At 36.4% G+C, this 13405-nt stretch carries 12 protein-coding genes; 3 read left to right on the top strand and 9 right to left on the bottom strand.

Annotated elements, in window-relative coordinates; all coding sequences use genetic code 11:
• Window positions 1-13: 13 nt before the first annotated feature.
• The 8 genes from rseP to rpsB all read right to left on the bottom strand — a co-directional run bounded on the left by rseP (window position 14) and on the right by rpsB (window position 7518).
• Window positions 14-1366 (bottom strand): sigma E protease regulator RseP, encoded by a 1353-nt coding sequence (gene rseP / locus CJF42_RS16660; RefSeq protein WP_095367773.1) that lies wholly within the window; start codon window positions 1364-1366, stop codon window positions 14-16.
• Complete coding sequence (ispC, locus tag CJF42_RS16655) at window positions 1366-2592, bottom strand: 1-deoxy-D-xylulose-5-phosphate reductoisomerase (protein ID WP_095367772.1); 1227 nt, start codon at window positions 2590-2592, stop codon at window positions 1366-1368. The genes rseP and ispC overlap by 1 nt, the downstream gene beginning before the upstream one ends.
• Entirely contained in the window at window positions 2589-3455 is an 867-nt protein-coding gene (locus tag CJF42_RS16650) for a phosphatidate cytidylyltransferase (protein ID WP_095367771.1), read from the bottom strand. The genes ispC and CJF42_RS16650 overlap by 4 nt, the downstream gene beginning before the upstream one ends.
• A gap of 48 nt (window positions 3456-3503) precedes the next feature.
• On the bottom strand, window positions 3504-4247 hold the full coding sequence (gene uppS, locus CJF42_RS16645) for an undecaprenyl pyrophosphate synthase (protein WP_095367770.1): 744 nt from the start codon (window positions 4245-4247) through the stop codon (window positions 3504-3506).
• A gap of 94 nt (window positions 4248-4341) precedes the next feature.
• On the bottom strand, window positions 4342-4863 hold the full coding sequence (gene frr / locus CJF42_RS16640; RefSeq protein ID WP_502694796.1) for a ribosome recycling factor: 522 nt from the start codon (window positions 4861-4863) through the stop codon (window positions 4342-4344).
• Window positions 4864-4950: 87 nt separating this feature from the next.
• Window positions 4951-5700: a UMP kinase gene (gene pyrH, locus CJF42_RS16635; protein WP_095367768.1), complete on the bottom strand. Its 750-nt coding sequence runs from the start codon at window positions 5698-5700 to the stop codon at window positions 4951-4953.
• Between the two features lie 139 nt (window positions 5701-5839).
• The gene (gene tsf, locus CJF42_RS16630; RefSeq protein WP_095367767.1) at window positions 5840-6688 is read right to left on the bottom strand and encodes a translation elongation factor Ts; all 849 of its coding nucleotides are present in this window, start codon (window positions 6686-6688) and stop codon (window positions 5840-5842) included.
• Window positions 6689-6789: 101 nt separating this feature from the next.
• Window positions 6790-7518 (bottom strand): 30S ribosomal protein S2, encoded by a 729-nt coding sequence (rpsB, locus tag CJF42_RS16625; RefSeq protein WP_095367766.1) that lies wholly within the window; start codon window positions 7516-7518, stop codon window positions 6790-6792.
• Window positions 7519-7846: 328 nt separating this feature from the next.
• Here rpsB and map point away from each other — a divergent pair, with 328 nt between their 5' ends.
• The 3 genes from map (at window position 7847) to dapD (ending at window position 12325) form a co-directional block, all read left to right on the top strand.
• Window positions 7847-8632, top strand: a complete 786-nt coding sequence (gene map / locus CJF42_RS16620; protein WP_095367765.1) for a type I methionyl aminopeptidase — start codon at window positions 7847-7849, stop codon at window positions 8630-8632.
• A gap of 233 nt (window positions 8633-8865) precedes the next feature.
• The gene (glnD, locus tag CJF42_RS16615) at window positions 8866-11487 is read left to right on the top strand and encodes a [protein-PII] uridylyltransferase (protein WP_095367764.1); all 2622 of its coding nucleotides are present in this window, start codon (window positions 8866-8868) and stop codon (window positions 11485-11487) included.
• Window positions 11488-11497: 10 nt separating this feature from the next.
• Window positions 11498-12325 carry a 2,3,4,5-tetrahydropyridine-2,6-dicarboxylate N-succinyltransferase gene (gene dapD / locus CJF42_RS16610; protein WP_095367763.1) on the top strand — a complete coding sequence of 276 codons (828 nt, stop codon included), beginning with the start codon at window positions 11498-11500 and terminating at the stop codon, window positions 12323-12325.
• 634 nt (window positions 12326-12959) lie between these two features.
• On the opposite strand, the gene glnB is transcribed toward dapD, so the two are convergent.
• Complete coding sequence (gene glnB, locus CJF42_RS16605) at window positions 12960-13298, bottom strand: nitrogen regulatory protein P-II (RefSeq protein WP_095367762.1); 339 nt, start codon at window positions 13296-13298, stop codon at window positions 12960-12962.
• Window positions 13299-13405: the final 107 nt, after the last annotated feature.

Genomic DNA, 13405 nt, shown 5'->3' with positions numbered 1-13405 from the left:
TATCTTTTACCCTTTACAACCGCATAAAATCATTGAATAGCGCAAAGCCAGTCAACAATAATAAAACTAATGCACCAATTCTAAAACCAAATTCTTGTGTCTTTTCAGAGACCGGTTTTTTTCTGATAAGTTCAATTATGTAATACATTAAATGCCCGCCATCAAGAATTGGCAAGGGCAATAAGTTAAAAACACCCAAATTAACACTAATTAATGCTAAGAAGCTTAAAAAAGCAACTAAACCATAACTAACACTCGCTCCAGCACCCTGTGCTATGCCTATTGGGCCACTTAAATTTTTTACTGAAATTTGTCCTGTTAACAAATTCCCAATCATTTCAAAACTTAAGGATATCATCTGCCAAGTTTTATCGACACCCTGAATGAATCCATCGATAGGTCCATATTGTCTTGTTATTATATAACCTTCTGGCCATTTAGAAGCTAAAGGTACCACACCTAGATATCCTTGGCTAAACCCATCTTTAGTTGGTTTATTATCAGGTACAACATTTATGTTCAATTTTTCATCACCACGACTAATTGTCATTAATAATGATTTATTTGCCGAAGCTTGTATAATACTGACTAGCTGAGTCCAACTCGATATTTTTTCACCGTCAATTAAATAAACTTTATCGCCTACCTGCAAACCATACTTTTGAGCAGCAGAATTTTCTGCAATATGCGCGAATTTCGTGGTGATTAAAGGTCTAAAAGGTGTAATACCGACAGAGTGTAAAGGTGACTTCACATCATCACCTAACGTCCAACCTTCAAGGTTTAAGTTTTTAACAATTTGACCTTCAAGAGGGTCTTTAACAACAACTTTAACCTTCGACTCTCCCATATTTTGCATTAATGCAAAAGTGGTTTCTCTCCAATCGAACACTGTTTCATTACCAATTGAAATGAGTGTTTGCTCTGGCTTAATACCTGCAATTTGAGCTCTACTACTTGTTTCAATACTACCTATAACGGGTTTAACAGACTGAACACCTAACATGTACATAGTCCATAAAAGCACTATTGCAAATGCAAAGTTGGCAAATGGTCCAGCCGCGACAATCGCAATTCGAGCTTGTACAGATTTACTATTAAATGAAAGGTGCTTTTCGTCATCGGTGACTTCTTCAACACGCTCATCAAGCATTTTTACGTAGCCGCCTAGCGGAATAGCTGCAATGACATACTCAGTACCAAGCTTGTCATGCCAAGAAACCAAAGGTTTTCCAAAACCAATAGAGAATCGAAGCACTTTTACTCCGGCTTTTCTTGCAACCCAAAAATGACCATACTCATGAACTGTGACTAGGATACCTAACGCAAATATAAACGAAGCTAAGTTCCAAATAAAATCAAGCATTAAGCAAATTCCTTATTGATAATTTCAAAAGCATAAATCCGCGCATTTTTATCTACATCTAAAATATCATCGAGTGTGATAGCCTGAGCACTTGGCATTTTATTTAATACTTGAGCGTTAATTTTGTATATATCTGTAAAACCAACTTTATTTGATAAAAAGGCACTTACAGCAACTTCATTTGCGGCATTAATTACTGTGGTGGCAGCTTGTCCTAAACGACAAGCATCCATTGCAAGTTTTAAGTTTGGATAGCGAGACAAATCAGGTGCTGTGAATGAAAAGTCAGCCACTGAGGTGAAATCCAAAGGCTTTACACCTGAGTCTATGCGACTTGGATATGCAAGCGCATGTGCAATCGGTGTACGCATATCAGGGTTACCCATTTGAGCCAATACAGAACCATCTCTATACTGCACCATGGAATGTATAATGCTTTGAGGATGTATCACAACTTCAATATCATCAACACTAGCGTTAAAAAGCCACTTAGCTTCAATAAACTCCAAGCCTTTATTCATCATGGTTGCAGAATCAACAGATATTTTTCTGCCCATGCTCCAATTAGGATGTGCTACAGCTTCATCTACTGTAACTGAGCTTAAAGTATTAACATCACGTTTTAAGAAAGGGCCACCAGAGCCTGTCAATAAAATTTTACTTATGCCTTGCTCTAATAAATTGCCATTGTGTCCAGATTTTTGCATTTTCCTAGGCAAACATTGAAATATTGCATTATGTTCACTGTCGATTGGCAATAAAGTAGCACCATGCTTTTTAACTTTATCGATAAATAATTGGCCGGACATGACCAAAGATTCTTTATTTGCTAATAAAACTTTTTTACCCGCTTCAACTGCGGCTAATGTTGGTAATAATCCTGCGGCCCCTACAATTGCCGACATAACAATATCGACTTCATGCGCTTTAACAAGGTCGCACATTGCTGATGTGCTAGAAAAGACTTTTGTTTCACTATTATGACTATGTAAAGCACTTTTTAATCGCCCAGCACTTTGCTCATCATGCATCACTGCAAAGTCAGGTTTAAACTCGATACACTGCGCCAGCATTAACGTATCGTTTTTCCCTGCAGTCAATGCAAATACTGAAAACTGTGGATTTTGACGGATAACATCTAATGTACTAACACCAATAGAACCTGTAGATCCTAAAATACAAACCTGTTGCTGATTGTGATTCACATCAAATGTATTTAAAATCATGAACTTAATATCCAAGCATAAAAAGCGACAAATATAGGAGCTGCTGCTGTTAAGCTATCAATACGATCTAAAATACCACCATGTCCAGGTAAACAACGTCCACTGTCTTTTAATCCAGCTTCACGTTTAAACATACTTTCTAATAAATCACCTATAGCAGAAAAAACGGCAATAAAAATAGTGACACATGAATATAAAAACCATTTATCTTGCTCTATTCCCGAAAAATAGCAAAAAATCAAAATGAATAGCGTGCTTGCAATAATGCCGCCTGCTAAACCTTCGATGGTTTTATTAGGGCTTACATTTGGCATTAACTTATGTTTGCCAAAGTTTTTACCTGAAAAATATGCACCAATATCGGCACTCCAAACAATGCCTAATACGATCATAATCAGAATGGAACCATGTAATGTTGACTCTTCATATGATGCACTTCTAAGTGCATTAAGCGCTAACCATAAAGGAATAAGCGTTAGTAAACCAGCTATGGCACGCATGAGTATGCCTTTATTCCAGGATTTTGACATCGAAGGGTACTGCCATACTAAAGTTGTAGCAACTAACCACCAGGCAACAGAAACAGTAAATAAATAATTTGCATCCGATAGCAATTTATTACCTTGCCATAAAGACTCTATTGGCCAATGTAAATGTAAAGCAGATAAAATCACTGCTGTCACTATAACATATACTAATCTATGGGCTATTTTTTTAAGACCCATAAAACCGGACCATTCCCAAGATCCAACTAACACTATCACAGCAGCCATATAGCTAAAAATCATTAATGGGGTATAAAATACTAGCCCTAAAGCTGCAGGAGCCAGTACAAGAGAAGTCATTATTCTATGTTTGAGCAAACTGTTTACCTTTTAAATTAAAATTTTGCGTAAAAAACATTTGGGAATTTAAGCGAGTAATTGTTTTATTTGTCCGCCGGTACAACCGAAACGTCGCTCTCGAGATACGTAACACGCAATTGAATCAGCAAATGCTTCATCATTAAAGTCAGGCCATAAAATATCAGTAAAATATAATTCTGCATAGGCAGCTTGCCATAACAAAAAGTTACTAATTCGAAGATCACCACCCGTTCTGATCAATAAATCTAAATCGGGTTGATCTGCCATCATAATATGTTGGGAAATAAGATCTTCATTAATATCTTCATTTTTAATTCTGCCTTCAGATACTAAAGTAGCAACTTTTTGTGTTGCTTGTGTTATATCCCAGCGACCACCATAGTTAGCAGCGATGTTAAGACAAAGACCAGTATTATTTCTTGTTAATGTTTCAGCTTCAATCACACGCTTTTGAAGTTTGTCAGAAAAGCGGGAGAGTTCCCCCATAATTCTTAGCTTTACATTGTTTTTATGAAGTTTTTTTACTTCCTTGGTAAGTACAAACATAAACAGCTCCATTAGCGTACTAACTTCTTGTTCAGGCCTTTGCCAATTTTCACTACTAAATGCAAACAATGTGAGGGATGATATTTCTAATTTTTGACAAAAAACCACAGCATTTCGAACCGCATCGACACCTTTTTTATGGCCAAAAACACGTGGTTTATCCTGAGCTTGCGCCCATCGCCCATTCCCATCCATGATAATAGCAATATGATTAGGTAAAGATTGTTGTGTTATTTCACTCATTAAGAACCATTAACTGTTTATATTCCATAAAAAAACGCCGACTAGTATACCCTAGCCGGCGTTTAATCTCTAATATTTTACAGATGTACTGGAATTAAAATTCCATTAATTCTTTTTCTTTGGCTGCTAATTGCTCATCCATTTCTTTTATATATAAGTTAGTCAATTTTTGAACTTCATCTTCAGCTTGACGTTGTTCATCTTCAGATATTTCTTTATCTTTCTGTAACGCTTTGAAATCACTATTAGCATCTCGACGTATATTTCTGATAGCGACACGGCCACCTTCAACTTCGCCACGTACAAGTTTGATAAAATCTTTACGACGCTCTTCTGTTAACGGTGGTAATGGTACGCGTATAACAGTGCCTGCTGACATAGGGTTTAAACCTAAATCAGACATCATAATCGCTTTATCAACCGCTTTAGTTAACTCTTTATCAAAAACTGTAATTGCTAAAGTACGCGCATCTTCAATCACAATATTTGCAACTTGCTTTAATGGTGTATTAGCGCCATAGTATGGAACCATAATACTATCCAGAAGACTTGGATGCGCACGACCTGTGCGAATTTTAATTAATTGATTTGATAACGCATCAACGCTTTTTTGCATACGTGTTTTAGTATCGTTTTTAATTTCATTAATCACAGTATTATTCCTATATTTTTTAATAACCAGAATATCTATCCTGGAACTTAATTATTCTGTGGCGTCAACCGAACTTTGAGATGAAATAAGTGTACCTTCACCCTCACCCATGATCACACTTTTTAACGCACCAGGTTTATTCATGTTAAAAACACTGATTGGCATATTGTGATCACGCGCTAATGTAAATGCAGCTAAATCCATCACCTTTAATTCTTTTTCAATGATTTCATCATAGCTTAAATGGCTAAATAATGATGCATCAGGATTTTTTGCAGGATCATCATTATAAACGCCGTCTACTTTAGTTGCTTTAATTACGGTATCTGCTTCAATTTCAATACCACGTAAACAAGCTGCTGAGTCTGTGGTAAAAAATGGGTTACCCGTACCAGCAGCAAAAATAACAACGCGACCCGTTTTTAATAAACTAATTGCTTCTGACCAGTTATAAGCTTCACATACACCATTTAAAGGAATCGCAGACATTAAACGTGCATTTACAAATGCACGGTGTAATGCATCACGCATTGCAAGACCATTCATAACCGTTGCTAGCATACCCATATGATCGCCAACAACACGGTTCATCCCTGTTTCAGCTAATGTACCACCACGCAGGAAGTTACCACCGCCAATAACTAAGCCAACTTCTATTCCTAATTCTACTAATTCTTTAATCTCTTGCGCCATACGGTCGAGAACTTTTGGATCAATACCAAAACCTTCATCGCCCATTAAAGCTTCACCACTGAGTTTTAATAAAACACGTCTAAAAATTGGTTTTCGATTTATATTCATAAGTTACCTGGCTAGAAATAGGGATAAAAACGGGCAAAAAATAACCGCGTACATTAATAAAATGACAACGCGGCTATTCTAAATAATTTTATCTTATGAAGCAAAGCAAAAACGCCCTGCTTATAGACAAATTAAAGGATTAAGCTTTAGCAGCAGCTATTTGAGCAGCAACTTCAGCAGCAAAATCTTCTTCTTTCTTTTCGATACCAGCGCCAACTTCTAAACGCACGAAGTTAGATACAGTTGCACCTTTTTCTTTAAGAATAGTACCAACCGTTTTCTTAGGTTCCATGATGAAAGCTTGACCAGTAAGAGAGATCTCACCAGTAAATTTTTTCATTCGGCCTACAACCATTTTTTCAGCAATTTCAGCAGGTTTACCTTCATTCATAGCGATATCGATTTGAACTGCTTTTTCTTTTTCAACAACATCAGCAGGCACATCTTCAGGGTTTACAAACTCTGGGTTTGATGCCGCAACGTGCATTGCAACGTGTCTAAGTGTTTCTTCGTCAGCTTCACCAGCAACTACAACACCAATTCGCTCACCGTGACGGTAAGTAGCTAGCGTAGTACCATCTATGTATTGAACACGACGAACATTGATGTTTTCACCAATTTTTGTTACTAAAGTAACACGTGCTTCTTCAAATTGTGCCTGTAGCGCTTCGATAGTTACTTTAGATGTAGCAGCAACGTCAAGCACTGAGTTAGCAAAAGCTAGGAAGCTTTCATCTTTAGCAACGAAGTCAGTTTGACAGTTAACTTCTAATAACGCAGCAAAACCTTCGCCTTGCTTGATAAGAATAGTACCTTCGGCAGCAATATTACCTGCTTTTTTAGCAGCTTTAGCAGCGCCACTTTTGCGCATATTTTCAATTGCTAACTCGATGTCACCATCAGTTGCAATTAACGCTTTTTTACAATCCATCATACCAGCGCCAGTGCGCTCGCGTAATTCTTTAACTTGGGCAGCAGTTACAGCCATTAGAAATTCCTCAAAACAATAAAATTAAATAAAAACAGGGGCCAATCATAATTTACATTATAAATTAGCCCCTATTGAAGTAAAAAGTAATTACTTAATACTTATTCAACTTCTACGAAGTCGTCTTTTTCAGCTTGAACAGCAATGTTGCTTTCACGGCCTTCGATAACTGCATCAGCCATCGCACCAGTGTAAAGCTGTACAGCACGGATTGCATCATCGTTACCAGGTACGATGTAATCAACGCCATCTGGGTTAGAGTTAGTATCAACGATAGATACTACTGGAATACCTAGATTGTTTGCTTCGCGAATAGCGATATGCTCGTGATCTGCATCGATTACAAAGATAGCGTCCGGTAAACCGCCCATATCTTTGATACCACCAAGGCTTTTATCTAGCTTTTCCATTTGACGAGTAAGTGTTAATACTTCTTTCTTAGAAAGCTTTTCAAAAGTACCGTCTTGGCTCATTGTTTCAAGGTCTTTTAAACGCTTGATAGACTGACGAACTGTTTTCCAGTTAGTAAGCATACCACCTAACCAACGGTGATTTACGAAGTACTGGTCAGAACGAATAGCAGCTTCTTTAACCGCTTCACTTGCCGCGCGCTTAGTACCAACAAAAAGGATTTTACCTTTGTTAGATGCAGTTTTACCAATAAAAGAAAGTGCATCATTGAACATAGGAACAGTTTGTTCTAAGTTGATGATATGAACTTTGTTACGAGCACCGAAAATGAAAGGCTTCATCTTTGGATTCCAGTAACGTGCTTGGTGACCAAAGTGAACACCAGCTTGAAGCATATCGCGCATTGAAACGTTTGCCATTTTTTAATTCCTTAATTTAATTTTGGGTTAGGCCTCCACACATCCCATACCACTAACACTTTTATTTAATTAAAAATAAACGTGCACCCAAGCGCATGTGTCGATGTGTGTGTGATTTTAGTTAACATATTAATTAATAATATATCGATTTAATATCTCTTAAATACAACAAAACAAGTCATTTATGTAAGTTTTCATAATGAGAACTTAAATTTCTAATTTTAATTGTAAAAAGGACGCGCGCTTTATATCATGAACTGATGTACAATTCCAATCTTTATTGATTTTGTTATTCAATTTTTGAACAATAATTTGCTTCGGAGCATAAATGAGCGCAGTCATAAAAACACCTGCTGAAATAGAAAAAATGCGTATAGCTGGCCGTTTGGCTGCTGATGTATTAGAAATGATAGCACCCCATGTTAAAGAAGGTATCACGACTCTTGAGTTAGACACGATGTGTCACAATTATATTGTAGATGTACAAAAAGCAATTCCAGCTCCTTTAAATTATCATGGTTTTCCTAAATCAATTTGTACATCAGTTAATCACGTGATTTGTCACGGTATTCCAAACGAAAAACCACTGAAAGATGGTGATATTATTAATATTGATATTACCGTTATTAAAGACGGTTACCATGGTGATACATCAAAGATGTTTTATATCGGCACGCCAAATATTCAAGGCAAACGCTTATCTGAAGTTACTCAAGAAAGTTTATATATCGCAATAAAAATGGTCAAACCGGGTGTGCGCTTAGGAGACCTTGGCGCTGCAATTCAAAAATATGCTGAAGGATTTAAATATTCAATCGTGCGTGAATATTGTGGCCATGGTATAGGCGCAGGTTTTCATGAAGATCCTCAAGTTATGCATTATGGTAAAGCGGGCACAGGCGAAGTATTAAAAAAAGGCATGTGTTTTACTATCGAACCTATGGTTAATGCTGGTAAACGCCAATGTAAGGTATTAAAAGATAATTGGACTGTTGTCACTAAAGACAGAAGCCTATCTGCTCAATGGGAGCATACTTTATTAGTAACAGACAATGGCGTTGAAGTTTTAACGCTAAGAGATGATGACAAAATTGAACGCGTAATTGAACATTGATCATCATCTAAAAATTTCAAAAGTGGCTTTGTTTTTAAATTGATTTCAAGCTAAGTCACTTTGCTATTTAAACCTCTTCAACATACCAACCGCAACAAACACAGCCTGTTATTGAGTTAATTTCATTCTAATATCTTAGATTACATTTGATAAGGCAAATCCATTGTGTACAATCAATACTTTACAAAATCATCTCTAAATCCTGCATTTTAAAGTGATATGGATATAAAATTATGGCTGTACCTAAAGAACAAGTAAAAAAACTTGCCCAATGTGAATTACTTGAAGATTACAAAAACTCTATTGCTAATTTTTACATTTGGCTTAAAGATGAGTTTTCTCTTCAGCCGGTTGAAAGACTTATCAATGCACGGGCATCTTATATTGATCAGTTGTTATCCCAATTATTCCAGCACTATAATCTGAATGAAAATAACCATTTTAATCTTATTGCTGTAGGTGGTTATGGACGTGGAGAGCTTCACCCCTATTCTGATATAGATTTTTTACTATTATCAGATAAAGAACCCACATCTCAAGAATGTGAAAAAATAAGTAAATTTATCACTATGCTATGGGATTTAAATCTCGATATAGGGCATAGTGTTCGTACATTAAAGCAAACTATTGAATATAAAAAACAAGATGTTTGTTTTGCAACTAGTCTACTAGAAAGCCGTTTAGTAATCGGGTGTGAAAATGCATTTCAAGAGTTGCAAGATACACTAGTACAAAACCAATATTGGAGTTCAGAAGCTTTCTTTTTGGCAAAAGTTCAAGAACAGGATTTACGCCATAAAAAATGTCATGGTACAACTTATAATCTAGAACCTAATTTAAAAGAAAATCCAGGCGGACTTAGAGATATTCAATCCATTATTTGGGTTGCAAAAAAACACTTTAAATCTCAACTTCTGAGTGATTTGATCACGGATGGATATTTAACATATGAAGAACATCAAGAATTATTAGAGTGTTTATTAAACCTCTGGAATATACGATTTGCGCTTCACCTTGCTGCTGGAAGAGCTGAAAACAGGCTGTTATTTGATCACCAACCTCTCGCTGCTGAGTTATTAGGTTTTGGTGCAGATGGCAAAGCCTCTGTCGAGCGAATGATGAAGCGACTTTTTAGAATTATGAGTCGGATCCGAGAGCTAAACCAAATGCTGCTAAGATACTTTGAGCACAGTATTTTACCTGATAGAAACAACCATAAAATTGAAGCCTTAGATCATGATTTTGTACGTATTGATCATCAAATAAAGGTAAAAGATGCTTCAGTCTTTTTTAACCGCGAGAAGATATTTGAATTATTCGAGCATGTGGCAAACAACCCTACAATCACCCATATTTACCCAAGTACCTTAAGAGCATTACGTCAGGTTCGGCGCCGTTTATTAGGTGATTTACAAGATTACGCAGGATGTAGGGCTGCCTTTTTAAGGTTGATCCGCCACCCTAATGGTATGGGTCGTGCGTTCACCTTAATGCATAAGCATGGCATTATGGCAGCTTATTTACCGCAGTGGCGTAATATTTTTGGTCAAATGCAGTTTGATTTATTCCATGCATATACAGTTGATGAGCATACACATAAAGTCATTCAGAATCTTCATCATTATTTTCAAAATGACAGTATCAAAGACTTTCCTTTATGTCGTGAAATAGCCATTCGTATGGAAAAACCTGAATTACTTTATTTAGCAGGTATATTTCATGATATTGCCAAAGGCAGAGGCGGCGATCACTCAGAACTTGGTGCTTTAGATACTATCGTATTTGCTAAGTTACATCAGCTATCTGATTTTGAAGGTAAATTTATTGCTTGGTTAGTGGAAAATCATTTACTTATGTCAATCACTGCACAACGTAAAGACATAACCGATCCAGATGTCATAACTGAATTTGCAAAACGGGTAAAAAATGAAAAACGTTTAAATTATCTTTATTGCTTAACACTTGCCGATATTCGCGCGACCAACAGTAATCTTTGGAATAGTTGGAAGAATACACTATTACGTGAATTATACTTATCAACTCAAAGGGCATTAAGATTGGGGCTTGAAAACCCAATGGATTTACGAGATCAAATTAGAGATAAAAAACAACATGCAAAGCAAAAATTAATCAGTTTAGGTTTTAATGAAACACAAATAGATTTTTTATGGAATCGTTTTAAAACAGACTACTTCAGCCGTTTTAGCGCATTACAAATCGCTTGGCATGGCGAGAGTTTACTTACATCAAAAGATTTATCTCAACCTTTGGTTATGATATCAGAAAAAGCCATGCATGGCGGTACACAGGTTTTTGTATACTGTCCTGATAAAATAAATTTATTTGCTCGTATTGTAAGTGCTTTAGGTAATAAAAAAACACATATCCATTATGCTCAAGTCATGGTAACAAAAGATGGTTATGCTATAGAAAGCTTTGTAATTTTAGAGCAAAATGGTAAGGCAATAGAATCAACTAGCCGAATAAACTCTATTAGACGGGGTATTGAACATTCACTAAATGAACCCCATAAAAAGATTAGAATTAAAAAGAACCGTTCTAAGCGCTTTAAAGGATTCAATATAAAACCTCAGGTTATCATTAGACCTCATGGTAGAAAAGATAGAACGCTGATAGAAATACAAGGTGTCGATATCCCAGGATTACTGACAAAAATAGCCAATGTATTCCAAAAAACCAGATTACATATTCATGCAGCTAGGATCACAACTGTAGGCGAACGCGCTGAAGATTTTTTTGTGGTTTCAGACGATCAATACCAAGCCTTAGATGCTGATATGCAAGCTAAAGTAAGCCAAGCATTATCAGAAAATCTAAATAAAGAAACGGAATAAAGGACAGATAATGTCAGATTTAAAAAACATAATTGAAAGTGCGTGGGAAAACCGCGATAACATTACACCAGATACAGTAGCAAAAGATGTTAAAGAAGCGATATTAGAAGCCCTGTCACAATTAGATTCAGGCAAAGCCCGTGTAGCAGAAAAATTTTCTGGTGAGTGGGTTGTTCATCAATGGCTTAAAAAAGCCGTTTTATTGTCTTTTAGAATAAACCACAACCAAGCATTAAACGATGGTGTAAATCAATATTGGGATAAAGTACCGCTTAAATTTACCGACTATACACCAGAGCAATTTCAACAAGAAGGCATGCGCGTAGTGCCTAATGCTGTCGCACGTAAAGGCAGTTTTATTGGTAAAAATGTTGTATTAATGCCTTCATATGTAAACATTGGTGCATTTGTAGATGATGGCACTATGGTAGATACATGGGCTACTGTTGGTTCATGTGCACAAATAGGCAAAAATGTACATTTGTCTGGTGGTGTAGGTATAGGCGGCGTATTAGAGCCATTACAAGCTAACCCGACTATCATTGAAGATGACTGTTTTATTGGTGCACGTTCCGAAATTGTAGAAGGTGTCGTCGTAGAGCAAGGAGCAGTAATTTCTATGGGGGTTTACATCAGTCAAAGTACCCGTATTTACGATCGTGAAACCGGTGAAACACATTACGGCAGAGTACCTGCTGGCGCAGTCGTTGTACCGGGCTCAATTCCATCTAAAGATGGTACTCATAGCCTATATGCTGCCATTATTGTTAAAAAAGTAGATAAGCAGACGCGTGATAAAGTAGGTATCAATGCACTACTTCGCTCTGTAAATGCCTAATAGAGATGCTGCGCATCTCTATTAAAACCACTACTTGCGAGATCTTGGAATAGTCAGATTGACTGTTCCGAGGATCATTAATACCAATTCCGATAATTAAGTGACCACCCAGAGCATATGAGGTTTTACAATTCTAGCCATTTCAGTGAATTTATGGTTATACCAATACGAATAAATAATTACTCAATTTAACTGAACTAAATATTCCAATAACATCGTTGCTTTCAATCCTAATAGCCTGCTATTACTCAATCAAGCGCCTTGTTCTTGAAAATTTATCCTTATTAAAATTTGATTACTAACTTACTCGTATTGGTATTATTCCCTTTAGAACTGCAACGAAGTGTCAATTCTCAAAGCTCTTTTTAGGCGGGTTTCAAAGCGCTTTATGTTGCGTTATTGCTTTTGATAAGGGAATACCATTGTCTGTAACCAATGCCTTGCCTAAAGCGCTTTGAACTCCCGCTGATTGATCACTTTATTAACGGAAATGTTATAATACTTTTAGTATCTAAATATTATAAAAAATAAGTATCTTAAAGTTACTTTGGCATTTTTTAATAGAGGCTTAGGAAATTTAGCTGAGATCTAATGAGCCGGAGTAGCCCCCTAACATTTATAGGAATGCGAAGTTCTATATTGCTTCTTCGTCTTCTTCACCAGTACGAATTCTTACAACACGTTCGATATCAGTGACAAATATTTTACCATCACCAATTTTACCTGTTTGCGCCGTTTTGATAATCATATCAATTGCGCGGTCTACGTCATCATCAGCTAATACGATGTCTAATTTCACTTTTGGTAAAAAGTCGACCATGTATTCTGCGCCGCGGTATAACTCTGTATGTCCTTTTTGACGACCAAAACCTTTGACTTCACATACTGTCATACCTGAAATTCCGATTTCAGATAGCGCTTCGCGTACATCATCTAATTTAAAAGGCTTAATTATGGCTTCAATCTTTTTCATTTTTGTTCCATTTTAATGGTCATTAAAAATCATAGGGTTCAAGTTTAGCTAATCAATATTAGCTCTGCAACTTTCTCTTTTTTATAACAGCAATTCTCGGTGAATTA

Source organism: Pseudoalteromonas sp. NBT06-2 (assembly GCF_002276045.1).
In the GTDB taxonomy this organism is placed as follows: Bacteria; Pseudomonadota; Gammaproteobacteria; order Enterobacterales; family Alteromonadaceae; genus Pseudoalteromonas.
The sequence above is the reverse complement of the archived record's forward strand: the minus strand, read 5'-3'. Positions and strand labels throughout refer to the sequence as shown.

What these genes read in the sequence shown, in the direction of transcription:
- rseP (WP_095367773.1), bottom strand. Translation starts at nt 1,366, where the DNA reads ATGCTTGATTTTATTTGGAACTTAGCTTCGTTTATATTTGCGTTAGGT.
- ispC (WP_095367772.1), bottom strand. Translation starts at nt 2,592, where the DNA reads ATGATTTTAAATACATTTGATGTGAATCACAATCAGCAACAGGTTTGT.
- uppS (WP_095367770.1), bottom strand. Translation starts at nt 4,247, where the DNA reads ATGAGTGAAATAACACAACAATCTTTACCTAATCATATTGCTATTATC.
- frr (WP_502694796.1), bottom strand. Translation starts at nt 4,863, where the DNA reads ATGCAAAAAAGCGTTGATGCGTTATCAAATCAATTAATTAAAATTCGC.
- pyrH (WP_095367768.1), bottom strand. Translation starts at nt 5,700, where the DNA reads ATGAATATAAATCGAAAACCAATTTTTAGACGTGTTTTATTAAAACTC.
- tsf (WP_095367767.1), bottom strand. Translation starts at nt 6,688, where the DNA reads ATGGCTGTAACTGCTGCCCAAGTTAAAGAATTACGCGAGCGCACTGGC.
- rpsB (WP_095367766.1), bottom strand. Translation starts at nt 7,518, where the DNA reads ATGGCAAACGTTTCAATGCGCGATATGCTTCAAGCTGGTGTTCACTTT.
- map (WP_095367765.1), top strand. Translation starts at nt 7,847, where the DNA reads ATGAGCGCAGTCATAAAAACACCTGCTGAAATAGAAAAAATGCGTATA.
- glnD (WP_095367764.1), top strand. Translation starts at nt 8,866, where the DNA reads ATGGCTGTACCTAAAGAACAAGTAAAAAAACTTGCCCAATGTGAATTA.
- dapD (WP_095367763.1), top strand. Translation starts at nt 11,498, where the DNA reads ATGTCAGATTTAAAAAACATAATTGAAAGTGCGTGGGAAAACCGCGAT.
- glnB (WP_095367762.1), bottom strand. Translation starts at nt 13,298, where the DNA reads ATGAAAAAGATTGAAGCCATAATTAAGCCTTTTAAATTAGATGATGTA.